We start from the raw sequence: 25787 nt of genomic DNA, 5'->3' as shown, positions 1-25787 counted from the left end.
CGCCTCGCATGGCCAAATTCTTTATCGACCGACCTATCTTCGCGTGGGTGATCGCACTGTTCATCATCGTGGTGGGCGGCGTCGCCATCACGCAGTTGCCGATCTCGCAGTACCCGCCGGTGGCCCCGCCGGCCATTGTGATCAACGTCGCCTACCCCGGTGCCTCCGCGCAGACCCTCGAGGACAGCGTGCTGTCCGTGATCGAGCGCGAGATGAACGGCTCGCCCGGCCTGATCTACATGGAATCGGTGGCCCAGGCCGACGGCACCGGCGCCATCACCATCAGCTTCGAGGCCGGCACCAACGAAGACCTCGCGCAGGTGGACGTGCAGAACCGGCTCTCGCGCGCCACGCCGCGGCTGCCCTCGGCCGTGACGCAGCAGGGCGTGCGCGTGGACAAGTCGCGCAACAACTTCCTGCTGTTCGCGATGCTGTCCTCGGACAACCCCGACTTCGACCCGGTGGCGCTCGGTGACTACGCCGCGCGCAACATCGTGCCGGAACTGCAGCGGATCGACGGCGTGGGCCAGGCCCAGCTGTTCGGCTCCGAGAACGCGATGCGCATCTGGATCGACCCGGCGAAGCTGCAAGGCTTCAACCTGTCGGCCAACGACGTCAATGCCGCGATCCGCGCGCAGAACGCCCAGGTGGCGTCGGGCACGCTCGGCGACCTGCCGAACATCCCCGGCCAGGCGATCTCCGCCACGGTCACGGTGAACGGCCAGCTCAACAGCGTCGAACAGTTCCAGAACATCGTGCTGCGCGCCAACACCGACGGCTCGACCGTGCGCCTCAAAGACGTGGCACGCGTCGAACTCGGCGGCCAGAACTACGCCACCTCCGCGCGCCTGAACGGCGTGCCGGCAGTCGGTATCGGCGTGCAGCCCACGCCGACCGGCAACGCGCTGAAGTCGGCCAAGGCCGTGCGCGCCAAGATGGCCGAACTGGAGCGCTACTTCCCCAAGGGCGTGAAGTGGGACATTCCTTATGACAGCTCGCGCTTCGTGCAGATCTCGATCTCCGAAGTGGTGAAGACGCTGTTCGAGGCCATCGCGCTGGTGTTCCTGGTGATGTTCCTGTTCCTGCAGAACTGGCGCTACACGATCATCCCGACGATCGTGGTGCCGATCGCGCTGCTGGGCACCTTCGCCACGCTGCTCGCACTCGGCTTCTCGATCAACGTGCTCACCATGTTCGGCATGGTGCTGGTGATCGGTATCGTGGTGGACGACGCCATCGTGGTGGTGGAGAACGTGGAGCGCATCATGAGCGAAGAGGGGCTCTCGCCGCTCGACGCCACGCGCAAGGCGATGCAGCAGATCTCGGGCGCCATCATCGGCGTGACCGTGGTGCTGATCTCGGTGTTCGTGCCGCTGGCCTTCTTCGCGGGTTCGACCGGCAACATCTACCGCCAGTTCTCGGCGGTGATGGTGGCCTCGATCGGCTTCTCGGCCTTCATGGCGCTGTCGCTCACGCCGGCGCTGTGCGCCACGCTGCTCAAGCCGGTGGAAGCCGGCCACCACCATGAGAAGCGCGGCTTCTTCGGCTGGTTCAACCGCGGCTTCTCGCGCACGGCCAAGGGCTACGAAGGCGTGGTCGCGCGCATCCTGCGCCGCGCCGCACGCTACCTCGTGATCTACGCCGCGATCATCGGCGCCGTCGCGTACTTCTACACGCACCTGCCGAGCTCGTTCCTGCCCGAGGAAGACCAGGGCAACATCATCGTGAACGTGCAACTGCCCCCGGGCGCGACGCAAGAGCGTTCGCTGTCGGTGATGCAGCAGGTCGAAGGCTTCATCCTGAAGCAGCCTGAAGTGCAGAGCATCGTGAGCGTGATGGGCTTCAGCTTCTCCGGCCAGGGCCAGAACGCAGGCCTCGCCTTCGTGACGCTGAAGGACTGGGAAGAACGCAAGGACCCGGCCAATTCGGCCAGTGCGCTGGCCGGCCGAGCCTTCGGTGCGCTGTCGGGCATCCGCGACGCCTTCATCTACCCGCTGAGCCCACCGCCGATTCCCGAGCTGGGCAACGCCAGCGGCTTCAGCTTCCGCTTGCAAGACCGCGCGGGCGCGGGCCACGAGGCACTGATCAACGCGCGCAACCAGCTGCTGGGCATGGCCTCGCAGAGCAAGATCCTCGCGCAGGTGCGCCCTGACGGCCTGGAAGACGCGCCACAGCTGGAGATCGACATCGACCGCGACAAGGCCAACGCCCTGGGCGTGAGCTTCGACGCGATCAACAGTGCGCTGTCGACCTCGCTGGGTTCGAGCTACATCAACGACTTCCCGAACCGCGGCCGCCTGCAGCGCGTGGTGGTGCAGGCCGATGCGCCGGCACGGATGCAGCCGGACGACCTGCTGCGCCTGAACGCCGTCAACACCAAGGGCCAACCGGTGCCGCTGTCGGCTTTCGCGACCACCAAGTGGGTCTCGGGCGCCACGCAGACCGTGCGCTACAACGGCTACCCCGCCATCCGCATCAGCGGCGACGCGGCGCCGGGCCAGAGCACGGGCGCAGCCATGGCCGAGATGGAAAAGCTCGCCGGCCAGCTGCCGCAAGGCTTCGGCTTCGAGTGGACCGGCCAGTCGCGTGAAGAAAAGCTCGCCGGCTCGCAGGCCATGATCCTGTACGGCTTCGCGATCCTGGCGGTGTTCCTCTGCCTGGCCGCGCTGTACGAGAGCTGGTCGATCCCGCTGTCGGTGATCCTGGTGGTGCCGCTGGGCGTGCTGGGTGTGCTGGTGGCGACGATGCTGCGCGCCTATTCGAACGACGTGTACTTCCAGGTGGGCCTGATCACGATCATCGGCTTGTCCGCGAAGAACGCGATTCTGATCATCGAGTTCGCGAAAGACCTGCAGGCGCAGGGCCGCGGCGTGGTCGAGGCCGCGCTCGAGGCCGCACACCTGCGGTTCCGTCCCATCATCATGACCTCGCTGGCCTTCGGCCTGGGCGTGCTGCCGCTGGTCCTGGCTTCGGGCGCAGGCTCGGCGAGCCAGCGTGCCATCGGCACCGGCGTGCTCGGCGGCATGGTGACCGGCACGGTCCTGGCCGTGATCTTCGTGCCGGTGTTCTTCGTGGTGGTGCGCACGCTGTTCAAGGGCAGCGCGCGCCAGCACGAGGCCGACAAGCGGCATGCGGCAGCAGCCGGCATCACGGGAGACACCACACACCATGACTAAGAAACCTCTGATCCCCACCGTGCTGGCAGCCGCGATGCTGCTGGCAGGCTGCTCGCTGATTCCGACCTACGAGCGCCCCGCGGCGCCGGTGCCGACGACCTACCCGGGCGACCCGGCGCAGCCGTCGGGCCCCGCCGCGGCCGCCCTGCCCTGGCAGGACTTCTTCACCGACCCGCGCCTGGCGGGCCTGATCCAGACGGCGCTGGCGAACAACCGCGACCTGCGCGTGTCGGTGCTCAACATCGAGCAGGCGCGTGCGCAGTTCCAGATCGAACGCTCGGCGCTGTTCCCGGCGCTCGGCCTCACGGGCACGGGCTCGCGCTCGAGCCCCAATGCCTACCAGGCGATCGATCCGACGCAGGGCAGCGTGGCCTCGCAGTACGCGGTCAACTTCGGCTTCACCGCGTGGGAGCTCGACTTCTTCGGCCGCATCCGCGCGCTGAAGGACCAGGCGCTGTCGCAGTACCTCGCCACCGAAGAGTCGCGCAAGGCCGCGCAGATCAGCCTGATCGCGGCCGTGGCCAGCGGCTGGCTCACGCTGCTGGCCGACGACGAGCTGCTCGAGATCACGCGCCAGACCATGGTCACGCGCGACGAGTCGGTGCGCCTGACCAAGCTGCGCTTCGACAACGGCGTGTCGTCCGAGATCGACTTCCAGGCCGCGAACTCGCAGGCCGAGACCGCGCGCGCCGCCTATGCGCAGCAGCAGCGCGCCCGCCTGCAGGACGAGAACGCACTCGCCCTGCTGCTGGGCGCACCGGTGCCGGCCGAGGCCACCGCCGGCGGCACCAAGGGACTCGCGGGCATCCGCCCGATGCCCGACGTGCCGGCCGGCCTGCCCTCCGACCTGCTGACCGAGCGGCCTGACATCCGCGCGGCCGAGCAGCAGCTGATCGCGGCCAACGCCAACATCGGCGCGGCGCGCGCGAACTTCTTCCCGCGCGTGTCGCTCACCAGCTCGATCGGCACCGCGAGCAGCGAGTTCTCGAACCTGTTCGACCGCGGCACCAAGGCCTGGAGCTTCGCGCCCACGGTCACGCTGCCGATCTTCGATGCGGGCCGCAACATCGCGGGGCTCAACTCGGCCAAGGCCGGGCGCGAGATCGCGGTGGCGCAGTACGAGAAGTCGGTGCAGACCGCGTTCCGCGAAGTGGCCGACGCACTCGCGGGCCGCGCCACGCTGGGCGAGCAGGCGCGCGCGCAGACCGCGCAGGCCGACGCCGAGGCGGTGCGCTACAAGCTGTCCGACCTGCGCTATCGCAACGGCATCGCCAGCGCGCTCGACCTGCTCGACGCACAGCGTTCGCTGTTCACGGCGCAGCAATCGGCAGTGGCCACGCGCCTGCTGCAGCTGCAGAACCAGGTCACGCTGTACAAGACGCTGGGTGGCGGCTGGGCCACACGCAACAACGGTTGAGACACCTGCGCGTCCGATATGGAGAGGTCAATTGCCCGCGCGGGCAAAGGGCCTCTCTATAATCGCCGGTTGGTTAGAAAAAGCCCCCGACGAGCCCCCCGTTATTGAGGACGCCATGAGCGCAGACCCGCACAACCAGGCCACAGAAGAAGCCCATACCGGCCCGATCAAGAACCCGAAGCAACTGCTGCTCGCGGTATTTTTCTCTTTCATCATTCCGATCCTGATCATCGTGGGCCTCGTGTCCTATGTGGTCTCGGGCACCAAGCCCGCCGGTACCGCGGAGGGCGACAACATGGCGCTCTACGGCGTGACCAAGGAATCGCGCGACCGTGAAGTGGCCGAGCGCCTCAAGAAGGTCGGCTCCATCGAGATCCGTGACGCCAACCGGCCGCTGGCCGCTGGCGATGCCGTGTTCAAGGCCCAGTGCGTGGCCTGCCACGGCGCACCCGGCATCCCCGGCGCCCCGCACCTGAACGACGCCGCAGCCTGGGGCCCGCGCATCGGCCAAGGCTACGCAACGCTGCTCGAGCACGCGCTCAAGGGCAAGGGCGCCATGCCCGCCCAGGGCGGCGGCGACTTCGAAGACATCGAAATCGGCCGTGCCGTGGTGTACCTGGCCAACGCCGGCGGCGCCAAGTTCCCGGTGCCGGACCGTCCGGCAGCGGCCGCCGCGCCGACCGAAGGTGCGTCGGCTGCGGCCAGCGCGCCTGCCAAGTAAGCGATCGACAGCGCCTTGCGCCCATGAAAAAACCGGCTCTCAGGCCGGTTTTTTTACGTCCGGACGATCCGGATTGCTATCTTTTCAGTAGCTATACAGCCACGCCTGCATGGCGTTCTGCCGGGCTCAGCACATGGCCGAAGCGCCCCGGCAGGTCGGCCGCGCGCACCGGCTCCGGCGTCCAGACGCCCTGCTCCACGGCCTCGGCGGCGATGCCCACGTCCTGCGTGTGCACCAGCCCGAGCCCCGCCGGGGCCACGAGATAGAGCCGGCCTTCTTCGTCGAGCAGGCAGCCCGACACCTCGGCCGGCACGCCCGTGTGGGCCGTGACTGTGAACGCGTTCGCGCCCTGCTGCGCCACGCGCCACACCAGCGGCGCCGCCTCCAGCTCGACATACACGCGCTGCGGCCCGTTCTGGAAGAACCACTGGCCGTCGGCGTCGTGCTCGTAGTTGCGGTGGATGAAGTCGATCAGCTTGTCGTGCCGCAGCATCGAGCCCTTGGCGCTGCGAAACGGGCCCTGCGCCTGCGTGCGGTCGTCGCGCATGTACCAGTTGCCGCGCGCGTCCAGGCCGAGCCAGCCGTAGCAGTGCGGCACGTTCGGCCACTTGGCCAATGCCTGTTTGACGATGTCATCCATGGGCCGTATTTTGCGCCTGCGTCGACGAGAGGTGGTGGGCCAGCCACCCTCCTACGCGCTCGGGCATCCCGCCCACGTGCCCCGGCGGCAGGCCCAGCGGAAAGCCCACGTGGCCGCCACCCGCGGGCTGCCACAGCGTGACGTGCGACCCGACCTCGTTCGGCGCCGGCAGGCTGCGGGCCGGAATGAAGGGGTCGTTGCGTGCGTTCACCACCAGCGCGGGCACGCGGATCGCGCCCAGCAGCGGCTTGGACGAGCCGCGCGCCCAGTAGTCGTCGGTGTTGCGAAAGCCGTGCAACGGCGCGGTGAACACGTCGTCGAAGTCATACAGGTCGCGCGCGGCCAGCAGCCGGTCGCGGTCGAACAGGCCGGGGAACTGCGCCAGCTTGGCCAGCGCCTTGGGCTTCATGGTGGCGAGGAACATGCGCGTGTAGACCAGCCGGTTGAAGCCGCGCCCGATCGCCTCGCCGCCCGCCGCCAGGTCGAGCGGCGCGCACACCGACGCCACCGCGTCGACCGAGGCCCGCGCGCTCTCGCCGGCCTCGCAGGCCCAGCGCAGCAGCGCATTGCCGCCCAGCGAGACGCCGGCCGCCAGCACCGGCCCGCCGCCGCCCTGCACCACGTGCTGCGCGTGCATGCGCCGCAGGATCCAGTCGATCTCCTCGTGGTCGCCCGAGTGGTAGGCGCGCGGCGCGAGGTTCAGCTCGCCGCTGCAGCCGCGAAAGTGCGGCACCGCGAAGGCCATGCCGCGCGCGGCGGCAAAAGCCGCGAAGGCCTCGGCGTAGTGGCTGCGCGACGAGCCCTCGAGCCCGTGGAACAGCACCAGCAGCGGCCGGGGGCCGGGCTGCGGCGCGTCGACGAAGTCGACGTCGATGAAGTCGCCGTCCGGCGCGGTCCAGCGCTCGCGGCGGTACACCGGCGCGGGCCCGTCGAAGCGGCGCGCGCACAGCGCGGCCCAGATGGTCTGCAGGTTGCCGCCGGGCAGCCAGCGCGGGGCGTCGTAGCCCATTGCGTCGTATGCAACGGGCGACGCGGAATCCGGTGAGAAAGAGGAAGAAGGAAAGGGAGAGGCCATCGCTCGGGGCAGGACTCAGTGCAGGACCTGCGGTGGATCGTTCGCGTCGTCCGGCTCGCGCGCGCTGCCCGGGCTCGCGTGGTGCGCCACCATGCGCCAGCCCTGCGCGGTCTTGTGATACACGTTGGTGGCCAGCACGAAGGCATGGCGCGGCCCCTCGGCCGTGAGCACCTCGATGCGCTCCAGCACGTTGTGCACGGCGCTCGCCAGCGACTCGATCTTGCGCACGCGCGCCGGCGTCGCATGGATGGCGCCGTTGGCGAACATCTGCTCGAAGGCCGCGCGGATCGCCACCGCGCCCACCAGCCGCGGGCCGCCCGGGTGGACGCAGAACACCTCGTCCTCGTCGGCCCAGCAGGCCATCAGCGCATCGACATCGCCGCGTTGCAGCGCTTCGTAGAAGGCGGCCTCGACATCGTCGGCAGTGCCGCCGATGGCCGCGGCGGCGCGGAAAGGGGTCTTGGGCATGGCGGTGAAGGGCGAGAGCGAAGGGGTAGGCCGGATTTTGCCCTGCCCATGTCACGGCCATGTGGCAGCAGGCGACCCGGCCGTGGGTGCTTCAGGCGCGGACGCCGGAATCAGCCACGCGCGCGCCGCCGCCTCGGTGGCGCCTTGCGCGGCCTGCCACACCATCTCGGGCGCGGCCACGTGCACGCCGGGCGGCGCCACCCGCAGCGCGAGGTCGACCAGCTCGGCCATCTTGGGCGCGCGCACGGGCTGTTCGTTGGCCGGCACCATGAACCGCATGATCGACAGCATCCAGGCTGCGAGCCGCTCGCCGAGGTTGGCCAGACGCACATCAGCGGGCTTGCGCGCCGAGCGCAGCAGGATCAGGCGCTCGAAGTCGCAGGCGACCACGGCCTGCTCGTCGAGGCTGGCCAGCCCGCGCTTGAGCGCCTCGGGCAGCCGGCCGCGGTCGTGCGGCTGCACGATGGCCAGCGTGCGCACGCCGCTGGCGCGCAGCCAGCGCGCCAGCTCGGGCAGGTCGGCGGGCTCGGGGTGCCACAGCGCGCGCTCGCGGCCGTGGTACAGGCGCGGCGGGTCGAAGGCAATCACCGCGACATCGGCCGCGACCGGCGGCCACTGCGCGATCGGCAGCGCCGGGCACAGAACACTTTCGACGCCGGGCAGCCCGTCGTGCATGGGCTCGCGCGCCAGCACGCGCGTGCGCTGGAAGCGGTGGCGGCCCGCGAGCCGGTGCAGCAGTTCCTGGCCGAGCGCGCCGGTCGCACCCGCGATCAGCAGCGTGCCGGTGGGCGGCGCGGCAGCGGGCGGCACCGCGCGGTTCGCGGCCTGCAGGGCGTGGAGGGGATCGAGGGCCATGACCCCATCTATGCTAACTTCGGCCTCCTTCTGCGGAGGTAATGCAAATGATGATGAAGCGCTGGTTCCTGATTCTCGCGGCCGTCCTGTCCCTCAGCGGATGCGGCTACAACCAGTTCCAGTCCCTCGACGAGGCCAGCAAGTCGGCCTGGAGCGAGGTCCTCAACCAGTACCAGCGGCGTGCCGACCTCGTGCCGAACATCGTCGCCACCGTGAAGGGCGAGGCCAGCTTCGAGCAGGACACGCTCACCAAGGTGATCGAGGCGCGCGCCAAGGCCACCTCGATCCAGGTGACGCCCGAGACGCTCAACAACCCCGAGGCCTTCAACAAGTTCCAGCAGGCGCAGGGCGAGCTGTCGTCGGCGCTGTCGCGGCTCATGGTGGTGGCCGAGCGCTACCCCGACCTCAAGGCCAACCAGGCCTTCCGCGACCTGCGCGTGACGCTCGAGGGCACCGAGAACCGCATCACCGTGGCGCGCAACCGCTACATCGAGAGCGTGCAGGAGTACAACGTGCTCGCGCGCAGCTTCCCGACCAACCTCACGGCCATGGTCTTCAGCTACAAGCCGAAGGCGAATTTCTCGGTGCAGAACGAAGCCCAGATCTCGACGCCGCCCACGGTCGATTTCAGCACCCCTAAGAAGTAAGAAGCGGCGCCGATGGCCGCAGCCCTGATCCGCCGCGCACTGGCAGCGATCTTCATCGCGGCCCTTGCATGGGTTGGCCTGCCCGCGCTGGCGCAGGGCCTGCTGCCGATCCCCACGCTCACGGCGCGCGTGATCGACCAGACCGGCACGCTCGACGCCGCGCAGCGCTCGGGCCTCGAAACCAAGCTCGCGGCCTTCGAGCAGCGCAAGGGCTCGCAGATCGTGGTGCTGATGGTGCCGACCACGGCGCCCGAAGACATCGCGAGCTACGCGCAGCGCGTGGGCGACGCCTGGAAGATCGGCCGCAAGGGCGTGGGCGACGGCCTCCTGGTCATCGTTGCCAAGGACGATCGCAAGATGCGCATCGCCACCGCCAAGACGCTCGAAGGCGCGGTGCCCGACCTCGCGGCGGTGCGCATCATCGACGAGGAGATGAAGCCGCGCTTTCGCAACAACGACTTCGCGGGCGGCCTGAATGCGGCGGTGGACCGGCTCATCGGCCTGGTCGACGGCGAGCCGCTGCCCGAGCCTTCGCGCAGCAATAGCGGAGGCAGCAGCAGCGATGGCTTCGACTGGGAGAACCTCGCGATCTTCCTGTTCGTCGGCGTCTTCGTCGGCGCGCCGATCGCGCGCGCCATCCTGGGCAAGACGATGGGCTCGGTGGCCATGGGCGGCGGCATCGGCGTGGTCGCGTTCCTCCTCACGACCAGCACCGTGATCGCGGTGATCGCCGGGCTGATCGCGCTCATGGTCTCGCTGTTCTCGGGCCTTGCCGGCTTTGGTCCCGGTCGCGGCGGCCGAGGCGGTGGCGGCGGGGGTGGCTGGAGCAGCGGTGGCGGTGGCGGCGGCTGGAGCAGCGGCGGCGGAGGTGGCGGCGGCGGATTCAGCTCCGGCGGCGGTGGCAATTTTGGCGGCGGCGGCGCGTCGGGAGACTGGTGAACCTCATGGCAACTGCAGACCCCACGCTCCTCTCGAAGCTGGGCCGCATCTGGCGGCATCGCTGGACCGACGAAGCCGCCGTGCGCCGCGTGCTGCCGGCCGACGCGATGCAGCGCCTGGCCGGCCGCGTGGCCGCGAGCGAGCGGCGCCACAGCGGCGAGATCCGCATCTGCGTCGAGGCCGGCCTGCCGATGTCCTACCTGTGGCGCCACGCGCCGCCCCGGGAGCGCGCCGTGACGCTGTTCGGCAAGCTGCGCGTGTGGGACACGGCGCACAACAACGGCGTGCTGATCTACCTGCTGCTGGCCGAGCACGCCATCGAGATCGTGGCCGACCGCGGCATCGACGCCCATGTGGGCTCCGCCGAATGGGCCGCCATGACGCAGCGCATGGCCGTGGCCTTCCGCGAAGGCCGCTTCGAAGACGGCATCACGCTGGCGCTGGAAGAGGTGTCGGCGCGGCTGATGGCCCACTTCCCGCTGGCCGACGACCAGCCCGACACCAACGAGCTGCCCGACGCGCCCGTGGTGCTCTGAGGCCCGGCGCCCTCGGTGCCGGCGCCTTGCAATCCGCGCACACGGCCCCTATTTTTCGGAGATGACCGAATCCGAATCGCTGCACATCGTCTGCCCGCACTGCCACACGACCAACCGCGTGCGCACGGCGCAACTGGGCAGCGCGCCCGACTGCGGCAGCTGCCACCGCCCGCTGTTCACCGGCCACTCCACGGCACTGCCCGACGTGGCCACCTTCGATCGCCACATCGCGCGCAACGAGATCCCGGTGCTGGTCGATTTCTGGGCGCCCTGGTGCGGCCCCTGCCGCCAGATGGCGCCGGCCTACGAACAGGCGGCGGCCCAGCTCGAACCGCAGGTGCGGCTGGCCAAGGTCGACACCGAGGCGGTGCAGGCGCTGGGCGCGCGCTTCAACATCCGCAGCATCCCGACGCTGGCGCTGTTCAAGGGCGGGCGCGAGGTCGCGCGGCAGGCCGGCGCGATGGGCGCGGCCGACATCGTGCGCTGGGTCAAGGCCAACGGCGCGGGCTGATCCCACAACCGGCCGCGCTCACTTGCGCGGCGGCATCTTCGCCATCGCGTCGAGCATGTTCATCTTCATGCCGTTGCCCATGACCATGTCGCCCGGCTTCTGGCCCGGCTTGCAAGGGCCGACCCACTTGGCGTCGACAACGCTCGTGCCTTCGGTGCGGCCCATCAGCGGCGGGCTGTAGGTCGACTTGCTTTCGACGCGGTAGGCGCTGCTGAAGTCGCCACTCATCACGGCGCGCGAGGTCGCGGTGGTCGGCCCGATCTTGCAGACCGAGTCGATGACCAGCTTCACGCCTTCGAGGCGCAGGTCCTGCTTGGAACACATGTCCTTGCCCATGCCCTGCCCCATCTCGCGCATCGCCTTGTCGGTGGCCGCGTCGATGCATTGCTGGATCGTCTGGCCCGGCGCCTTGGCAGCTGCCGCACCGCCCTCGCCGGTCTGGATTTCCCACAGGCCCGGCTTGCGTGCCGGGTAGTCGATGGCCAGCGCGGGGCCGGCGAGAAGACAGGCGGCGGCAGCGAGGGAGAACGGGCGAAAGGTCATGGCGGGCTCGGTGGACGGCGATGCCGCTTTGTACCGTCGGCGCCCGCGCGGCGGAATACCGCGATCGGTCTAAGCCGCGACCGGCGCCAAAGCCGCCGATGGGCGCTCGCGCAATGCGAAGCCCATCGCCAGGCCGAGCCCGAGGCCGCCCAGCACATCGATCAGCACATGCTGGCGCACGGCCATCGTCGAGTACACGATGGCCACCGCCCACGCGAGGTTGAGCAGCCGCAGCCAGCCCGGCGCGCCGGCCTCGCGCAGCTGCCGCGCCAGCACCATGCAGGCGAACACCGAGAACGACACATGCAGCGATGGAAAGGCGTTGCCCGCCGCATCGAAGGTCTTGAGGAAATGCAGCGACGAACCCGGCGCCGCATCGATCGCGAAGTTCGGGATCGCCGTGGGCATCCACCAGAACACGGCCAGCGCGATCGCCGTCATCACCGCGCAGCCGATGGCGATGGTGTTCAGCTCGCGCCGGTCCTTGGCCAGCAGCACCGGCAGCGCGATGTAGGCCCACAGCGTGAGGTACACCGGCAGCATCGCCGGCCAGAACGCGATCAGCCGGTCGACGGCCGTGAGCGGCAGCACCCACGCCGGCCCGGCGTGGTGCATGACCCAGAAATACAGCGGGAAGAAACCCAGCGTGGCGACGGTGTTGCCGGCCAGCTTGAGCAGCCACAGCGTCCGGCAGCGCTGCCACAGGGCGCGCGGCCATGAAGGCGGCAGCGAAGGGGTGTCGAAGGATGAGGAGGAGTGCGTCATGGCGGCCGCTGGTGCCGCGGCCTCGCCTCGTTTCAACGAGGCCCGTGCGCGGCTACCAGGGCGTCCACTTTAATTCGCTTCCAGCCGACGCCACCGTGCGCTCGATGAAGCGCACGCCGCGCGCCCCGTCTTCCACGCGCGGATAGTCCGCCGCCAGCGGATCGGCCACCTGCCCCGCGAGCCGCGCGCGGATGTCCGCCACCACGCCCGCATAGACGTTCGCAAACGCCTCGATGAAGCCTTCGGGATGGCCGGCCGGCAGGCGACTCGCGCGCCGCGCCGACTCGCACAGCCAGGGCGCGCCGCGCGTGAGCAGGCGCCGGGGCCCGTCGTGCGGCAGGTGCACGAGCTGGCTCGGCTGCTCCTGGCGCCATTCGAGCGTGCCCAGCGTGCCGGAGACGCGCAGGCGCAGGTCGTTCTCCAGCCCGGTGTTGATCTGCGAGGCCACCAGCACGCCGCGCGCGCCGCCCTGGAAGCGCAGCAGCAGGCTGCCGTCGTCATCGAGCATGCGGCCCGGCACCAGCGCGCCGAGGTCGGCGCAGAGGCTTTCTATTTCGAGGCCGGTGACGGTGGCGACGAGGTTCTCGGCGTGCGAGCCGATGTCGCCGATGGCGCCGGCCGCGCCGCTGCGTGCGGGGTCGGTGCGCCAGTCGGCCTGCTTGTTGCCGCCCGCGGCTTCCACGTGGCTGGCGAGCCAGCCCTGGTTGTATTCGACGACGACCTTGCGGACCTCGCCGATCTCGCCCGAGCGCACCATCTCGCGCGCCTGCCGCACCATCGGGTAGCCGGTGTAGTTGTAGGTGACGCCGAACACCGTGCCCTGCTTCGCCACGGTGGCGACCAGCGCATCGGCCTGGTCGCGCGTGTGCACCAGCGGCTTGTCGCACACCACGTGAAAGCCCGCCTCCGCGAAGGCTTGCGCCACGGGGTAGTGCACATGGTTGGGCGTGACGATCGAGACGAAGTCGATGCGCTCGTCGCCCGGGCGCTTCAGCTCGTCGGCCAGCAGCGCCTGCCAGTCGCCGTGGTTGCGGTCGTCGGCCAAGCCAAGGTCGCGGCCTGAGGCGCGCGCCTTGTCCGGGCTCGACGACAGCGCGCCGGCGATCAGCGCGATCTGGCCGTCGAGCGCCATGGCCTTGCGGTGCACGGCGCCGATGAAGGCGTCGCGACCGCCGCCGACCATGGCGCAGCGCAGGGGACGTGAAGCGATCTCGGTCACCTTAGAACGGCGAGTTCGGGTGGTAGAAATCCTTGGCGTTCTCTTTGGTGATCAGCACCGACGGAATGATCGTCGTCGCCGGCAGCTTCTCGCCCTTCAGGCGCGCCTCGGCCGTGAGCTTGATCGCGTCGTAGATGAACTTGGGCGAGTAGCTCACGTCGGCCGTGATGCGCTTGTCCTTGCCGTCCATGATGGTCTTGACCATGTCCTTGGCGCCGGCGCCGCCGAACACGATCTTGATGTCGTCGCGCTTGGCCTGCGAGATGGCCTTGAGCACGCCCACGGCCATGTCGTCGTCGGCGGCCCAGATGGCGTCGATCTGCTTGAAGCGCGTGAGGTAGTCCTGCGTGACCTTGAAGGCGTCGTCGCGGTTCCAGTTGGCGTACTTGGCGTCGAGCAGCTTGATGTCGGGGCTGCCCTTGAGCACGGCGTTGAAGGCGTCCATGCGCTCGTTGTCGAGCGTGGTCGCGATGCCGCGCAGAGCAACCACATTGCCCTTGCCGCCGAGCTGCTTGACGATGTACTCGGCCGGGATCTTGCCGAAGGCGGTGTTGTCGCCGGCTACATAGGCGTCCTGTGCGCTGGTGTCAGTCAGGCCGCGGTCGACCACGGTGACGTACGCGCCCTTGGCCTTGACCTGTGCGACCGGCTTGGTGAGCGCCGCCGATTCGAACGGGAACACGACGAGCGCGTTGATCTTGGTGACCGTCGACAAGTCCTGCAGCTGGTTGGCCTGCTCGGGCGCATTGGCTGCCGTCTTGATCGTGATCTTCAGGTCCTTGTGCTGCTTCTCGAGGTCCTTCTTCGCCTGGTTGGCCCAGTAGTTGATGCCGCCCATGAAGCTGTGCGTGGCCGCGGGAATCGACACGCCGAGGTTGACCTTGTCCGCGGCAAGCGCGGGCAGGCTGGCGGCGAACGCTGCGGTGGCAACCGCCGTGAGCGCGAGGCGTCGGGTGAAAGTCGTCATGCTGGATGTCTCCTCTTTGGTGGTGGAACGGAACGAACGGAAAACTAGCGCCGGCCTCTTTGGAGGAACGCGACGACGATGATCACGAAGCCCTGCACCGCCGCGTTCAGGTACACGCTGATGATGCTGGTGAGGTTCAGGATGTTGCTGATGACCGAGAGCAGGATCGCGCCCACCACCGTGCCGGTGATGCTGCCCGCGCCGCCCTTGAGCGCAGTGCCGCCGACGATCACCGCAGCGATCGCTTCGAGCTCCCACAGCAGGCCCGTGGTCGGCGAGGCCGAGCCCAGGCGCGGCACGTACAGCAGCGTGGCAATGCCCACGCACACGCCGAGCAGCACGTAGGTGAGGATCTTCACGCGGTCGACGTCCACGGCCGCGTAGCGCGCCACCTGCTCGTTGGAACCGATGGCCTGCACATAGCGCCCGTAGGCGGTCCGATTGAGGATGACGCCGCCGATGACCGCGACGATCACGAACACCCACACCGGCACGGGAATGCCCGCAAGGCTCGCGTAGTAGACCGGCGCATAGAGGTCCGACAGCTCGTTGTCGAGCGTGAGCGCGCCGCCGTCGGCAAAGTACGTGAGGTACGCGCGGAAGATCCCCAGCGTGCCCAGCGTCACGATGAAGGGCTCGATGCGGCCCTTGGTGATGAGCAGGCCGTGCGCCAGGCCGAACAGCGCGCCCAGCACCACGGCGAGCACCGCCCCCATCATCACCGCCATCAGCGGCGAGCCCGAGGCGGGGCCGGCCCAGTTGATGAACATGATCACGCTGCCCGCGATGAGTGCGGCCATCGAGCCCACTGACAGGTCGATGCCGCCCGAGATGATCACGAAGCACATGCCCACCGCGATGATGCCGATGAAGGCGGTGCGCGTGAGCACGTTCATCGCGTTGTCGACGGTGGCGAAGTCGCCGTTGAGCAGCGTGCCCGCGATGCACAGCAGCACGAGGCCGATGACGGGGCCGAGGCCGTGCAGGCGCTCGGTCCAGCGCGGCTTGGCCTCGCTGCGATGCGCTGCTGCCGCGGTGACGGCCGCTTCAGGCTGCGGTGGAGGTGTCTGCAGTTCCGGTGGCATGAGCGATGAGCTCCTCTTCAGTCAGGTGGGTCGCGTCGAGCGTGGCAACGAGCCGGCCCGCGCGCATCACCGCGACGCGGTGGCACAGGCCGATCAGCTCCATCAGTTCGGACGAGACGACGATCACCGCGAGGCCTTCGCGGGCGAGTCGCTGGATCAGGAAATAGATGTCGCGCTTGGCGCCGATGTCCACGCCGCGCGTGGGCTCGTCGAGCACCACCACCTTGGGCTGCGGCTGCAGCACCTTGGCGAGCGCGAGCTTCTGCTGGTTGCCGCCCGACAGCGACGAGGCCCGCACGTCGAGCGAGCCGGTGCGGATGCCGTAGTCCTTCACCGCCTCGCCGAGTGCCGCGCGTTCCGCGTCGGGCTTCAGCCAGGGCTGGGCGTAGCGCTCCAGCGCCATCAGCGTGAGGTTCTGGCGCAGGCCGAAGTGCACGTGCAGGCCCTTGCCCTTGCGGTCTTCGCTGAGGTAGGTGAGGCCGTGTTTCGCGGCGTCGCGCGGGTTGCGCCAGCCCTTGCCGTGCGGCACGGGCTCGCCACGCATCTCGACGGTGCCGCTGGCCAGGCGCAGCCCGAGCAGGCCTTCGAACAGCTCGGTGCGGCCGGCGCCGACGAGGCCCGCGAAGCCGAGGATCTCGCCGGGGCGCACCTCGAAGCTCGCGTCCTGCGCCCAGCCGGGCACGCTGAAATTGCGCACGCGCAGGGCGGGCTTGTCGGCGGCCACGACGAGGTCGCGCGGCGGGTACAGGTCAGCCAACTCGCGGCCCACCATGAGGTTGGCCATCTGCTGGCGCGAGACCTCGGGCGTCGGTGCGCGCGCCACGAAGCGCCCGTCGCGCATCACGATCACCTCGTCGGTGACCTGCTCCACTTCGTCGAGCTTGTGCGAGATGTAGACGATGGTCACGCCGTCGGCGCGCAGCTGCGCGATGAGCTTGAACAGGCGCTCGGTCTCGCCGGGCGTGAGCGTGGCGGTGGGCTCGTCCATGACGAGCAGGCGCGCGCGGCGGGCGATGGCCTTCGCGATCTCGACGAGCTGCTTCTCGGCGACGATGAGGCGGCGCACCTTGGTGCGCGGGTCGATGGCCAGGCCGACGGCGGCGAGCGCGGCGGCAGCATCGCGCTCCATCGTGGCATCGTCGAGCAGCCAGCCTTTTTTCTTTTCATGGCCCAGGAAGATGTTCTGCGCCACGCTGAGGTCTTCGGCGAGGTTGAACTCCTGGTGGATCAGCACGATGCCCAGTGCCTCGGCATCGCGCGAGCTCGTGAAGCTTTGCGGTTGGCCGTTGATGCGCAAGGTGCCGCTGGTCAGCGACTCGTAGCCCGACAGGATCTTCATCAGCGTGGACTTGCCCGCGCCGTTCTCGCCGAGCAGGCCGTACACGCGCCCCGGCGCCAGCGCAAAGCTCACGCCATGCAGCACCTGCACGGGGCCGAAGGCTTTCACCACGCCGTCGAACTCGACGGCCACGCTGCCCTTGGTTGCCACGGTATTCGTCATGGCGCTACCCCTCGGGCCTTGAGCGTTTCCTGCATCGCCAGCACGCCCGCGCCGACGAGGCCGCCCTGCGTGCCCAGCGGCGTGTACTGGATTTCCAGGTGTCGCGTCGACAGCGCGAGCGAGCGCTGGTAGACGCTCTGGCGCACGGCCGCGAGAAACAGCGGCCCGATGCGCGTGATGCCGCCGCCGATGAACACGTGCGAGGGATTGAAGAAGTTGACGACCGACGCGAGCATCTGCCCGATCAGGCTGCCCGCGCGCTGGATGATGGCGTTGGCCGCCGGGTCGCCGCCGCGGCTGGCCTGTCCCACGTCGAAGGCATCGATGCGCCCGCGCGTGCGCAGGCATTCGGCGAGCGTCGCGCTTTCACCGGCTTCGGCCGCCTGCATCGCCATGCGCGTGATCGCGGGGCCCGCCGCCATCGCCTCGACGCAGCCCAGGTTGCCGCAGTGGCAGCGCGGGCCTTCCTGGTCGACGCAGATGTGGCCCACGTCGCCGGCCGAACCGGCCGCACCGCGGTACACCTCGCCGTGGCAGACGATGCCGCAGCCGATGCCCGTGCCGATCTTGATGACGAGGAAATTGGAGAGCGAGCGCCGCAGCCGCCACAGCTCGCCGAGCGCCATCAGGTTGACGTCGTTGTCGACGAACACCGGCGCCGCATAGTCCTCGCGCAGGTAGTCGCGGATCGAGAAGCTGTCCCAGGCCGGCATCAGCGGCGGGTTCACAAGCTGGCCGATCTCGAAGTTGACCGGGCCGGGCACGCCGATGCCGATGCCCAGGACGTTCCGTGGGGCCTGCCCGCAGCGGGCCAGCAGTTCGCGCATCAGCACACGCACGCGCGCCAGCACCACGGCCGGACCTTCGCGCACGTCGGCGGCTTCCTCGTGCTGGGCCAGCACCGTGAGGTCGGGGCGCAGCACCGCGACATCGAGGCTGGTGGCGCCGATGTCGATGCCGACGAGCACACCGAGTTCGGCATTGAGCTGGAGGTTTTCGGCGCGGCGACCGCCCGAGGAGCGCTGCAGGCCGGCCTCGGCCAGCAGGCCCTGGTCGACCAGGCCGGCGATGAGTGCGTTGGCCTTGCTCTTGGAGAAGCCCAGCTGCTCGGCCATGGCATGGCGAGAGCCGCCGGCCGACCAGAAGGTCGATTCCAGCAAGCGCATTTCGTCGGTCGTGATGCCGCTCCAGGGTGCCACGCGTGTTGTCTCCGCTCTTCTTGTGGGAAAGGCGCCGGTCAGAAAGCACCGGTCGCCGGGCGAAGGCGAATACTAGGAGGGCATCTTCAGCCGGGCAAGGCTGAACTTCGACCTATTTCAGATCGAATGCACCTTCATCCTGGCTCGGACGGACGAAAAAAAGCCGCCCGGAGGCGGCTTTTTCTTGGCTTCTGCCCGAGGCAGCGGCTTTGATTTACTTCTTTTGGCGGTACTTGCGCAGCGCAGCGATCTGCGCAGCCATCACGGCCAGTTCCGACTGCGCCATCGCGATGTCGATGTCGCTCTTCGCGTTCTTCAACGCTTCCTCGGCGGCCGCCTTGGCCTTGTTGGCCTTCTCGTCGTCGAGGTCCTTGCCGCGGATCGCGGTGTCGGACAGCACGGTGACGGCGTCGGGCTGCACTTCGAGGATGCCACCGGCCACGAAGACGAACTCTTCGCCGCCGTCGGCCGTCTCGATGCGCACGGCGCCGGGACGGATGCGCGTGATCAGCGGCGTGTGACGCGGATAGATGCCGAGCTCACCGGCTTCACCGGGCAGCGCGACGAACTTGGCTTCGCCCGAGAAGATCGACTCTTCCGCGCTGACCACGTCGACGTGAATGGTGTTTGCCATCTGAGTTCCCATGCCGCCTTAGGCGACCTTCTTGGCTTTTTCGAACGCTTCGTCGATGGTGCCGACCATGTAGAACGCTTGTTCCGGCAGGTGGTCGGCTTCGCCGTTCACGATCATCTTGAAGCCGCGGATGGTTTCCGACAGCGGCACGTACTTGCCCGGCGAACCCGTGAACACTTCGGCCACGTGGAACGGCTGCGACAGGAAACGCTGGATCTTGCGAGCGCGGGCCACGGCGAGCTTGTCGTCGGGGGCCAGTTCGTCCATGCCCAGAATCGCGATGATGTCGCGCAGTTCCTTGTAGCGCTGCAGCGTGCCTTGCACGGCGCGGGCCACGTTGTAGTGCTCTTCGCCGACCACGTTCGGGTCGAGCTGGCGCGAGGTCGAGTCCAGCGGGTCCACGGCGGGGTAGATACCCAGCGAAGCGATGTCACGCGACAGCACCACGGTCGAGTCCAAGTGAGCGAAGGTCGTGGCAGGCGACGGGTCGGTCAAGTCGTCGGCAGGGACGTACACGGCCTGGATCGAGGTGATCGAGCCGACCTTGGTCGACGTGATCCGCTCTTGCAGACGGCCCATTTCCTCGGCCAGCGTCGGCTGGTAGCCCACGGCGGAAGGCATGCGGCCCAGCAGTGCCGACACTTCGGTACCGGCCAGCGTGTAGCGGTAGATGTTGTCCACGAAGAACAGCACGTCGCGGCCTTCGTCGCGGAACGACTCGGCGATGGTCAGGCCGGTCAGGGCCACGCGCAGACGGTTGCCCGGGGGCTCGTTCATCTGGCCGTAGACCATGGCGACCTTGGAGTCTTCGAGCTTCTCGAGGTTCACGACGCCGGAGTCGGCCATCTCGTGATAGAAGTCGTTGCCTTCACGGGTACGTTCGCCCACACCAGCGAACACCGACAGACCCGAGTGGGCCTTGGCGATGTTGTTGATGAGTTCCATCATGTTCACGGTCTTGCCCACGCCGGCACCACCGAACAGGCCCACCTTGCCGCCCTTGGCGAACGGGCACACCAGGTCGATCACCTTGATGCCGGTTTCCAACAGGTCCTGCGAGGGCGACAGTTCGTCGTACGCGGGGGCCTTGCGGTGGATGGAGGCGGTCAGCGTCTGGTCGACCGGACCACGCTCGTCGATGGGCGCGCCCAGCACGTCCATGATGCGGCCCAGCGTCGCCTTGCCCACGGGCACGGTGATGGGGGCTTGCGTGTTGGTCACGATCAGGCCGCGGCGCAGGCCGTCGGAAGAACCCAGCGCAATCGTGCGGACCACGCCGTCGCCGAGCTGCTGCTGGACTTCGAGCGTCAGTGCGCTGCCTTCGAACTTGAGGGCGTCGTAGATCTTGGGCATCTTGTCGCGCGGGAATTCCACGTCGACCACAGCGCCAATACACTGAACGATCTTGCCTTGAACTGCTTCTGCTTGAGCCATGTCTGCTCCGATAAAAATTTAAATCTGTTGAGGTCCGAAGGGCTCAGACACCGGCGGCCGCCGCAGCGCCCGAAACGATTTCCGAGAGCTCCTTGGTGATGCCGGCCTGGCGGGTCTTGTTGTAGACCAGCTTCAGCTCGCTGATCACATTGCCTGCGTTGTCGGTGGCAGCCTTCATGGCCACCATCCGCGCCGAATGCTCGGACGCCATGTTTTCTGCCACGCCCTGGTAAACCAGCGACTCGACATAGCGGACCAGCAGCTCGTCGATCACGCTTTGCGCATCGGGCTCGTAGATGTAGTCCCACGAATGCTGGCCTTCCTCGACTTGCAGCGAGTCAGCGGCCAGCGGCAGCAGCTGCTCGACGAGCGGCTCCTGCTTGATCGTGTTGATGAACTTCGTGTAGCACAGGTACACGGCCGAGAGCTTGCCTTCCGCGTAAGCGTCCAGCAGCGTCTTGACCGGGCCGATGAGCTTGTCCAGATGCGGCGTGTCACCCAGGTGGGTGACGTGCGCCACCACGCGGGCACCGATGCGGTTCAGGAAGCCCAGGCCCTTGCTGCCGATGGCGACCGACTCGATCGCCACGCCGGCCGACTGCGCTTCGCGCAGCTTGGCTGTCACGGCGCGCAGCAGGTTGGTGTTCAAGCCACCGCACAGGCCCTTGTCGCTCGTCACGATGATGAAGCCGATCGCCTTGGCGTCGTTCTTCTTCATGAAGGCGTGCGTGTACTCGGGATTCGCCTTGCCAAGGTTCGCCGCGATGTTGCGGATCTTCTCGCTGTAGGGGCGTGCGGCACGCATGCGCTCTTGCGCCTTGCGCATCTTGGAAACCGAGACCATTTCCATGGCCTTGGTGATCTTCTTGGTGTTCTCCACCGATTTGATCTTGCCGCGGATTTCCTTACCAGCTGCCATATGAGCTCCTTCTTGCGTCGGTCAAAAGGTCGCTCAGGCGAACGACTTCTTGAACGAGGTGGCTGCTGCCAGCAGTTCGGCTTCGGCGTCCTGGCACACCTTCTTGAAGGCCTGCTTTTCCGCGCTGTCGTCCGGCTTGGCCGGCTTGACGTCCCACTTGGCACCATGCTTTTCCATGGTTTCGAGCAGGGCGGCGTGGCTCGTCTTCAGCAGCTGGTGGAAGCCGTGTTCGAACGGGAGCACCTTCTTGACGTCGATGTCGTCCATGAAGCCCTTGTTCACTGCGAACAGCGTGGCATTCATCAGCGAGATCGGCAGCGGGCTGTACTGGGTCTGCTTGAGCAGTTCCGTCACGCGCGCACCGCGGTCGAGTTGCTTGCGGGTCGCTTCGTCCAGGTCGGAAGCGAACTGCGCGAACGCGGCCAGTTCACGGTACTGGGCCAGGTCGGTACGGATACCGCCCGACTGGTTCTTGATCAGGTTGGTCTGCGCCGACGAGCCCACGCGCGACACCGAGATACCGGCGTTGATGGCGGGACGGATGCCGGCGTTGAACAGGCTGGTTTCCAGGAAGATCTGGCCGTCGGTGATCGAGATCACGTTGGTCGGAACGAAAGCGGACACGTCGCCAGCTTGCGTTTCGATGATCGGCAGTGCCGTCAGCGAACCGGTCTTGCCCTTGACTTCACCCTTGGTGAAGGCTTCGACGTAGTCGGCGTTCACGCGGGCTGCGCGCTCGAGCAGACGGCTGTGGAGATAGAACACGTCGCCGGGGTAGGCTTCGCGGCCTGGCGGGCGGCGCAGCAGCAGCGACACCTGACGGTAGGCCACGGCCTGCTTGGACAGGTCGTCATAGACGATCAGGGCGTCCTGGCCGCGGTCGCGGAAGTACTCGCCCATCGTGCAGCCCGAGTAGGCCGACACGTACTGCATGGCAGCCGATTCGGAAGCCGATGCGGCCACCACGATGGTGTAGTCCATCGCGCCGGCTTGTTCCAGCGAGCGCACCACGTTCTTGATCGACGAAGCCTTCTGGCCGATCGCAACGTAGACGCAGGTCATGTTCTGACCCTTCTGGTTGATGATCGCGTCGATCGCCACGGCCGTCTTGCCGGTCTGGCGGTCGCCGATGATCAGCTCGCGCTGGCCACGGCCGACGGGCACCATCGAGTCGATCGACTTCAGGCCGGTCTGCATCGGCTGGTCCACGGACTTCCGTGCGATCACGCCAGGTGCAACCTTTTCGATCACGTCGGTCATCTTGGCGTTGATCGGACCCTTGCCGTCGATCGGCTGGCCCAGTGCATTCACCACGCGGCCGATGAGCTCGGGGCCCACGGGCACTTCCAGGATGCGGCCCGTGCACTTGACGGTGTCGCCTTCGGAGATGTGCTCGTACTCGCCCAGAATCACGGCGCCGACCGAGTCGCGCTCAAGGTTCAGCGCCAAGCCGAACGACGGCGTGCCGTCAGCCGTGGGCGGGAATTCCAGCATTTCGCCTTGCATCGCGTCCGACAGGCCGTGCACGCGCACGATGCCGTCGGTCACCGAGACCACGGTGCCCTGGTTGCGGATGTCGGCGCTGACGCCAAGGCCTTCGATACGGCTCTTGATCAGTTCGGAAATTTCTGCGGGATTGAGTTGCATGACTCTTTCCTTCTTTCAATAAATAGGGCCAACCGCGGCTCGCCGCCTCAGGCGGTGAGCGCTGCTTTCATTTGTTCGAGACGCGCCTTGACGGAGGTGTCGAGGACTTCGTCCCCCACCACCACACGGATGCCGCCGATCAGCGAAGGATCGGATTCCACACGCGTGTTCAGCGGGCGACCGAAACGGCGCTGCAGTGCCACGGCGACCTCGGCGAGACTCGCCGCGTCGATCGGGAAGGCGCTGTAGATCACCGCGTCGGCCGTGCCGCCCTTGGCGTTCTTGAGCTCGCGGTACTGGGCCGCGACTTCAGGCAATGCAGCAAGCCGGCCGTTGTCGATCACCGTGCGCAGGAAGTTCTTGCCGGTGTCCGGCAAGGCTTGCGGCAGCAGCCCGGAGATCAGATCGAAGATCTGTTCCGGCGACACCTTCGGGTCGGCAGCGAACTGCAGGAGCTGCGGATCGGCAGTGATGGCGGCCAGCTGGCCGATCCATCCGGCCGTGCCTTCGAGGTCGCTCGAAGTAGCCCCGAAGAGCGCGTCCGCGTAGGGGCGGGCAATGGTCGCAAGTTCGGCCATATCGTCCTCAGAGCTCGGTCTTCAGGCGCTGGAGCAGGTCGGCGTGGACACCGGCGTTGACTTCCTTGCGGAGAATCTGCTCGGCACCCTTGACGGCCAGTGCAGCAACCTGCTCACGCAGGGCTTCACGGGCACGCACGGACTGCTGTTCGGCTTCGGCGTGCGCGTCGGCCACGATCTTGTTGGCCTCCACCGTTGCACGGCCCTTGGCCTCTTCGATGATCTGCTGGGCGCGGCGCTCGGCATCGGCCAGGCGGCTGGTGGTCTCGTTGCGAGACTGAACCAGTTCCTGCTCGACGCGCTGGTTGGCGGAAGCGAGTTCAGCCTTGGCCTTCTCGGCGGCCGCCAGGCCCGCAGCGATCTTTTGTGCGCGTTCATCCAAAGCCTTCGCGATGGGCGGCCACACGAATTTCATCGTGAACAGCACCAGCAGCAGGAAGACGATGGCCTGAACGAACAGGGTCGCGTTGATACTCACGGCAACACCTTTCTGGAGTGGCGTTGAACCGGCTTACTTGGGCAGGTTGGCCAGCAGGGTCGCGGCGAACGGGTTGGCGAAGGCGAACAGCAGGGCGATGGCCACGCCGATCAGGAAGGCCGCGTCGATCAGACCAGCCAAGATGAACATCTTGGTCTGCAGGTCGTTCATGAGCTCAGGTTGACGGGCCGACGATTCCAGGAACTTGCCACCCATCAGCGCGATGCCGATGGAAGCACCGATGGCGCCGAGACCGACGATCAGACCACAAGCGAGAGCGACGAGACCGAGAATGTTTTCCATGATGACTCCTTAGAACAGATTTAAAGCAAACGAAAAGAAAAAGGGAAACTCAATGCGCCTCATGCGCCTGGCCCAGATAGATCAGGGTCAGCATCATGAAGATGAAAGCCTGCAGCGTGATCACCAGGATGTGGAAGATCGCCCAGACGGTGCCGGCAATGATGTGCCCGATGGGCAGCATCACACCGGAGAACGAGGCCGCCATGGCACCGCCCATGAGGGCGATGAGCATGAAGACGAGCTCGCCCGCATACATGTTGCCGAACAACCGCATGCCGTGCGAGACCGTCTTGGCCAGGTACTCGATGACCTGCATCAGCAGGTTGACGGGCCACAGCAGAGGGTGGGCACCGAAAGGCGCGGTGATCAGCTCGTGGCCCCAGCCGCCCAGGCCCTTGACCTTGACGCTGTAGAAGAGGCACAGGAGCAGCACGGAAGTGGAAAGACCGAGCGTGGTCGAGAGGTCGGCGGTCGGCACGGCACGCATGTAGGCGTGGTGCGGATCGTGGCCCAGCGCCGAGTAGACCTGGGTCCAGATGGCCGGCAGCAGGTCGACCGGCAGCATGTCCATCGCGTTCAGCAGGAAGATCCAGACGAACACGGTGAGCGCCAGCGGGGCGATGAACTTGCGGCTCGCAGCGTTGTGCACGTTGGCTTTGGCCTGGTTGTCCACCATCTCGACCAGGATCTCGACCGCCGCCTGGAAACGGCCGGGCACGCCGGGCGTTGCCTTGCGGGCAGCCAGCCACAGCACGAAGCAACCCAACGCGCCGATGATCAGCGCGTAGAGCACCGAGTCGAGGTTGATGACGTTGAAGTCAACAATGGCGGATTGAACGACGGGCTTGAGGCTCCAGTCGACTTGCCAGTGCTGGAGGTGGTGAACGATGTATTCACTCGCGGTCGGGGCGTGTCCTTCGGCGGCCATCTTTCAGCGTCTCTCTTCCAAAACAGTCAAATCCGGTTCAAAAATTTGGGCCGCACCAGCAGTGCCACCCAGTACATCTTCATGGCGACCACCACGCCAGCCACCATGGCCAGCCAGACGAGCCCCCCGATCAGCCACGGCGCCGCGGCCAGCAAGGCAACGGTCAGCGCGATCTTGATCATCTCCCACACAAAAAACCTCAACATGACAGCCTGCGACGGCATGCCCGGTTTGCGCCGGACACCGCGGACAAACAAGGCCGCGGGGATCGCTACTGTCATGGCTCCGTAAAACGCCGAGATTGCAGCCTCGGATCGCGCCGTCCAGATCCACGCCAGGCAAGCTACCACCACGCCTGCAGCCACTTGGGCTGCGATCACCCACCAGGGTGACAGCTCGGGGTTTTGCTCGCGCAACTTCTGGGCCTCTTCGGCCGTGAGTGGCTTGAAATCGGATTCTTCGGCGTCAACCTCAGGGACAGGGGCGTTGGTTGTCATTCGAATGCACCCCGTGTTTGTCCCCGGAGAATTTTACAAAGCCATTGATTATAAGTAAAACCTAGCGGGGTCCCGCCATAACGTGACACTTCGTCGACAGTTCTG

General features: G+C 67.4%; 27 protein-coding genes. 7 read left to right on the top strand and 20 right to left on the bottom strand.

The window, feature by feature from the left end:
- Positions 1–8 precede the first annotated feature (8 nt).
- The 3 genes from AC1RLW_RS30725 to AC1RLW_RS30715 all read left to right on the top strand — a co-directional run bounded on the left by AC1RLW_RS30725 (position 9) and on the right by AC1RLW_RS30715 (position 5314).
- A complete protein-coding gene (locus AC1RLW_RS30725) occupies positions 9–3176 on the top strand; it encodes an efflux RND transporter permease subunit (RefSeq protein WP_062481757.1) in 3168 nt (1055 codons plus the stop codon).
- Entirely contained in the window at positions 3169–4593 is a 1425-nt protein-coding gene (locus AC1RLW_RS30720; RefSeq protein ID WP_062481759.1) for an efflux transporter outer membrane subunit, read from the top strand. The genes AC1RLW_RS30725 and AC1RLW_RS30720 overlap by 8 nt, the downstream gene beginning before the upstream one ends.
- 115 nt (positions 4594–4708) lie before the next feature.
- Positions 4709–5314 carry a c-type cytochrome gene (locus AC1RLW_RS30715; RefSeq protein WP_447747539.1) on the top strand — a complete coding sequence of 202 codons (606 nt, stop codon included), beginning with the start codon at positions 4709–4711 and terminating at the stop codon, positions 5312–5314.
- Between the two features lie 91 nt (positions 5315–5405).
- On the opposite strand, the gene AC1RLW_RS30710 is transcribed toward AC1RLW_RS30715, so the two are convergent.
- The 4 genes from AC1RLW_RS30710 to AC1RLW_RS30695 all read right to left on the bottom strand — a co-directional run bounded on the left by AC1RLW_RS30710 (position 5406) and on the right by AC1RLW_RS30695 (position 8352).
- On the bottom strand, positions 5406–5954 hold the full coding sequence (locus AC1RLW_RS30710) for a DUF2946 family protein (protein WP_390348271.1): 549 nt from the start codon (positions 5952–5954) through the stop codon (positions 5406–5408).
- Complete coding sequence (locus AC1RLW_RS30705) at positions 5947–6963, bottom strand: YheT family hydrolase (protein ID WP_493196176.1); 1017 nt, start codon at positions 6961–6963, stop codon at positions 5947–5949. The genes AC1RLW_RS30710 and AC1RLW_RS30705 overlap by 8 nt, the downstream gene beginning before the upstream one ends.
- Positions 6964–7044: 81 nt before the next feature.
- Positions 7045–7497: a YybH family protein gene (locus AC1RLW_RS30700; RefSeq protein ID WP_062481770.1), complete on the bottom strand. Its 453-nt coding sequence runs from the start codon at positions 7495–7497 to the stop codon at positions 7045–7047.
- Between the two features lie 51 nt (positions 7498–7548).
- Positions 7549–8352 (bottom strand): Rossmann-fold NAD(P)-binding domain-containing protein, encoded by an 804-nt coding sequence (locus tag AC1RLW_RS30695; protein WP_493196175.1) that lies wholly within the window; start codon positions 8350–8352, stop codon positions 7549–7551.
- A 47-nt stretch (positions 8353–8399) separates the two neighbouring features.
- On the opposite strand from AC1RLW_RS30695, the gene AC1RLW_RS30690 reads away from it, so the two are divergent.
- The 4 genes from AC1RLW_RS30690 to trxC all read left to right on the top strand — a co-directional run bounded on the left by AC1RLW_RS30690 (position 8400) and on the right by trxC (position 10985).
- Entirely contained in the window at positions 8400–8999 is a 600-nt protein-coding gene (locus AC1RLW_RS30690; protein WP_172438430.1) for a LemA family protein, read from the top strand.
- A gap of 12 nt (positions 9000–9011) precedes the next feature.
- A complete protein-coding gene (locus tag AC1RLW_RS30685) occupies positions 9012–9938 on the top strand; it encodes a TPM domain-containing protein (RefSeq protein ID WP_493196174.1) in 927 nt (308 codons plus the stop codon).
- A gap of 5 nt (positions 9939–9943) precedes the next feature.
- A complete protein-coding gene (locus tag AC1RLW_RS30680; protein ID WP_493196173.1) occupies positions 9944–10474 on the top strand; it encodes a TPM domain-containing protein in 531 nt (176 codons plus the stop codon).
- Positions 10475–10535: 61 nt separating this feature from the next.
- Positions 10536–10985, top strand: coding sequence for a thioredoxin TrxC (trxC, locus tag AC1RLW_RS30675; RefSeq protein ID WP_070063801.1), 450 nt, complete (start codon positions 10536–10538; stop codon positions 10983–10985).
- Positions 10986–11003: 18 nt separating this feature from the next.
- Here trxC and AC1RLW_RS30670 read toward each other — a convergent pair whose 3' ends face one another.
- The 16 genes from AC1RLW_RS30670 to AC1RLW_RS30595 all read right to left on the bottom strand — a co-directional run bounded on the left by AC1RLW_RS30670 (position 11004) and on the right by AC1RLW_RS30595 (position 25682).
- Positions 11004–11528, bottom strand: coding sequence for a DUF3617 domain-containing protein (locus tag AC1RLW_RS30670; protein ID WP_493196172.1), 525 nt, complete (start codon positions 11526–11528; stop codon positions 11004–11006).
- A gap of 69 nt (positions 11529–11597) precedes the next feature.
- Positions 11598–12293: a phosphatase PAP2 family protein gene (locus AC1RLW_RS30665; protein WP_493196171.1), complete on the bottom strand. Its 696-nt coding sequence runs from the start codon at positions 12291–12293 to the stop codon at positions 11598–11600.
- Positions 12294–12345: 52 nt separating this feature from the next.
- Positions 12346–13476, bottom strand: a complete 1131-nt coding sequence (locus AC1RLW_RS30660; protein ID WP_493196229.1) for a Gfo/Idh/MocA family protein — start codon at positions 13474–13476, stop codon at positions 12346–12348.
- A 37-nt stretch (positions 13477–13513) separates the two neighbouring features.
- Entirely contained in the window at positions 13514–14479 is a 966-nt protein-coding gene (locus AC1RLW_RS30655) for a substrate-binding domain-containing protein (protein ID WP_062480193.1), read from the bottom strand.
- Positions 14480–14523: 44 nt separating this feature from the next.
- Positions 14524–15564, bottom strand: coding sequence for an ABC transporter permease (locus AC1RLW_RS30650; protein WP_390348256.1), 1041 nt, complete (start codon positions 15562–15564; stop codon positions 14524–14526).
- Positions 15527–17065 carry a sugar ABC transporter ATP-binding protein gene (locus AC1RLW_RS30645; RefSeq protein ID WP_493196170.1) on the bottom strand — a complete coding sequence of 513 codons (1539 nt, stop codon included), beginning with the start codon at positions 17063–17065 and terminating at the stop codon, positions 15527–15529. Before AC1RLW_RS30645 ends, AC1RLW_RS30650 begins: the two co-directional genes overlap by 38 nt.
- Complete coding sequence (locus AC1RLW_RS30640) at positions 17062–18231, bottom strand: ROK family protein (protein ID WP_493196228.1); 1170 nt, start codon at positions 18229–18231, stop codon at positions 17062–17064. The genes AC1RLW_RS30645 and AC1RLW_RS30640 overlap by 4 nt, the downstream gene beginning before the upstream one ends.
- A gap of 247 nt (positions 18232–18478) precedes the next feature.
- Positions 18479–18898 (bottom strand): F0F1 ATP synthase subunit epsilon, encoded by a 420-nt coding sequence (locus AC1RLW_RS30635; RefSeq protein ID WP_062480186.1) that lies wholly within the window; start codon positions 18896–18898, stop codon positions 18479–18481.
- Positions 18899–18916: 18 nt separating this feature from the next.
- On the bottom strand, positions 18917–20332 hold the full coding sequence (atpD, locus tag AC1RLW_RS30630; RefSeq protein ID WP_062480184.1) for a F0F1 ATP synthase subunit beta: 1416 nt from the start codon (positions 20330–20332) through the stop codon (positions 18917–18919).
- A 43-nt stretch (positions 20333–20375) separates the two neighbouring features.
- Positions 20376–21251, bottom strand: coding sequence for a F0F1 ATP synthase subunit gamma (gene atpG, locus AC1RLW_RS30625; RefSeq protein WP_062480182.1), 876 nt, complete (start codon positions 21249–21251; stop codon positions 20376–20378).
- Between the two features lie 33 nt (positions 21252–21284).
- A complete protein-coding gene (gene atpA / locus AC1RLW_RS30620; protein WP_062480180.1) occupies positions 21285–22898 on the bottom strand; it encodes a F0F1 ATP synthase subunit alpha in 1614 nt (537 codons plus the stop codon).
- A 47-nt stretch (positions 22899–22945) separates the two neighbouring features.
- Positions 22946–23476 (bottom strand): F0F1 ATP synthase subunit delta, encoded by a 531-nt coding sequence (locus AC1RLW_RS30615; protein ID WP_062480178.1) that lies wholly within the window; start codon positions 23474–23476, stop codon positions 22946–22948.
- A gap of 7 nt (positions 23477–23483) precedes the next feature.
- On the bottom strand, positions 23484–23954 hold the full coding sequence (locus tag AC1RLW_RS30610) for a F0F1 ATP synthase subunit B (RefSeq protein ID WP_062480176.1): 471 nt from the start codon (positions 23952–23954) through the stop codon (positions 23484–23486).
- Between the two features lie 33 nt (positions 23955–23987).
- Positions 23988–24257, bottom strand: a complete 270-nt coding sequence (gene atpE / locus AC1RLW_RS30605) for a F0F1 ATP synthase subunit C (protein ID WP_056576471.1) — start codon at positions 24255–24257, stop codon at positions 23988–23990.
- Positions 24258–24306: 49 nt separating this feature from the next.
- On the bottom strand, positions 24307–25185 hold the full coding sequence (atpB, locus tag AC1RLW_RS30600; protein WP_062480174.1) for a F0F1 ATP synthase subunit A: 879 nt from the start codon (positions 25183–25185) through the stop codon (positions 24307–24309).
- 26 nt (positions 25186–25211) lie between these two features.
- Positions 25212–25682, bottom strand: a complete 471-nt coding sequence (locus AC1RLW_RS30595) for an ATP synthase subunit I (RefSeq protein WP_056576477.1) — start codon at positions 25680–25682, stop codon at positions 25212–25214.
- Positions 25683–25787 lie beyond the last annotated feature (105 nt).

This window comes from Variovorax sp. GW822-FHT04A09 (assembly GCF_058801005.1).
This window is presented reverse-complemented; position numbering and strand designations above follow the sequence as displayed.

What these genes read in the sequence shown, in the direction of transcription:
- AC1RLW_RS30650 (WP_390348256.1), bottom strand. Translation starts at nt 15,564, where the DNA reads ATGCCACCGGAACTGCAGACACCTCCACCGCAGCCTGAAGCGGCCGTC.
- AC1RLW_RS30595 (WP_056576477.1), bottom strand. Translation starts at nt 25,682, where the DNA reads ATGACAACCAACGCCCCTGTCCCTGAGGTTGACGCCGAAGAATCCGAT.
- atpG (WP_062480182.1), bottom strand. Translation starts at nt 21,251, where the DNA reads ATGGCAGCTGGTAAGGAAATCCGCGGCAAGATCAAATCGGTGGAGAAC.
- atpD (WP_062480184.1), bottom strand. Translation starts at nt 20,332, where the DNA reads ATGGCTCAAGCAGAAGCAGTTCAAGGCAAGATCGTTCAGTGTATTGGC.
- AC1RLW_RS30670 (WP_493196172.1), bottom strand. Translation starts at nt 11,528, where the DNA reads ATGACCTTTCGCCCGTTCTCCCTCGCTGCCGCCGCCTGTCTTCTCGCC.
- AC1RLW_RS30695 (WP_493196175.1), bottom strand. Translation starts at nt 8,352, where the DNA reads ATGGCCCTCGATCCCCTCCACGCCCTGCAGGCCGCGAACCGCGCGGTG.
- AC1RLW_RS30615 (WP_062480178.1), bottom strand. Translation starts at nt 23,476, where the DNA reads ATGGCCGAACTTGCGACCATTGCCCGCCCCTACGCGGACGCGCTCTTC.
- AC1RLW_RS30640 (WP_493196228.1), bottom strand. Translation starts at nt 18,231, where the DNA reads ATGCGCTTGCTGGAATCGACCTTCTGGTCGGCCGGCGGCTCTCGCCAT.
- atpE (WP_056576471.1), bottom strand. Translation starts at nt 24,257, where the DNA reads ATGGAAAACATTCTCGGTCTCGTCGCTCTCGCTTGTGGTCTGATCGTC.
- AC1RLW_RS30705 (WP_493196176.1), bottom strand. Translation starts at nt 6,963, where the DNA reads ATGGGCTACGACGCCCCGCGCTGGCTGCCCGGCGGCAACCTGCAGACC.
- AC1RLW_RS30685 (WP_493196174.1), top strand. Translation starts at nt 9,012, where the DNA reads ATGGCCGCAGCCCTGATCCGCCGCGCACTGGCAGCGATCTTCATCGCG.
- AC1RLW_RS30635 (WP_062480186.1), bottom strand. Translation starts at nt 18,898, where the DNA reads ATGGCAAACACCATTCACGTCGACGTGGTCAGCGCGGAAGAGTCGATC.
- atpA (WP_062480180.1), bottom strand. Translation starts at nt 22,898, where the DNA reads ATGCAACTCAATCCCGCAGAAATTTCCGAACTGATCAAGAGCCGTATC.
- AC1RLW_RS30660 (WP_493196229.1), bottom strand. Translation starts at nt 13,476, where the DNA reads ATGGTCGGCGGCGGTCGCGACGCCTTCATCGGCGCCGTGCACCGCAAG.
- atpB (WP_062480174.1), bottom strand. Translation starts at nt 25,185, where the DNA reads ATGGCCGCCGAAGGACACGCCCCGACCGCGAGTGAATACATCGTTCAC.
- AC1RLW_RS30720 (WP_062481759.1), top strand. Translation starts at nt 3,169, where the DNA reads ATGACTAAGAAACCTCTGATCCCCACCGTGCTGGCAGCCGCGATGCTG.
- AC1RLW_RS30700 (WP_062481770.1), bottom strand. Translation starts at nt 7,497, where the DNA reads ATGCCCAAGACCCCTTTCCGCGCCGCCGCGGCCATCGGCGGCACTGCC.
- AC1RLW_RS30710 (WP_390348271.1), bottom strand. Translation starts at nt 5,954, where the DNA reads ATGGATGACATCGTCAAACAGGCATTGGCCAAGTGGCCGAACGTGCCG.
- AC1RLW_RS30690 (WP_172438430.1), top strand. Translation starts at nt 8,400, where the DNA reads ATGATGATGAAGCGCTGGTTCCTGATTCTCGCGGCCGTCCTGTCCCTC.
- trxC (WP_070063801.1), top strand. Translation starts at nt 10,536, where the DNA reads ATGACCGAATCCGAATCGCTGCACATCGTCTGCCCGCACTGCCACACG.
- AC1RLW_RS30715 (WP_447747539.1), top strand. Translation starts at nt 4,709, where the DNA reads ATGAGCGCAGACCCGCACAACCAGGCCACAGAAGAAGCCCATACCGGC.
- AC1RLW_RS30680 (WP_493196173.1), top strand. Translation starts at nt 9,944, where the DNA reads ATGGCAACTGCAGACCCCACGCTCCTCTCGAAGCTGGGCCGCATCTGG.
- AC1RLW_RS30665 (WP_493196171.1), bottom strand. Translation starts at nt 12,293, where the DNA reads ATGACGCACTCCTCCTCATCCTTCGACACCCCTTCGCTGCCGCCTTCA.
- AC1RLW_RS30725 (WP_062481757.1), top strand. Translation starts at nt 9, where the DNA reads ATGGCCAAATTCTTTATCGACCGACCTATCTTCGCGTGGGTGATCGCA.
- AC1RLW_RS30655 (WP_062480193.1), bottom strand. Translation starts at nt 14,479, where the DNA reads ATGACGACTTTCACCCGACGCCTCGCGCTCACGGCGGTTGCCACCGCA.
- AC1RLW_RS30645 (WP_493196170.1), bottom strand. Translation starts at nt 17,065, where the DNA reads ATGACGAATACCGTGGCAACCAAGGGCAGCGTGGCCGTCGAGTTCGAC.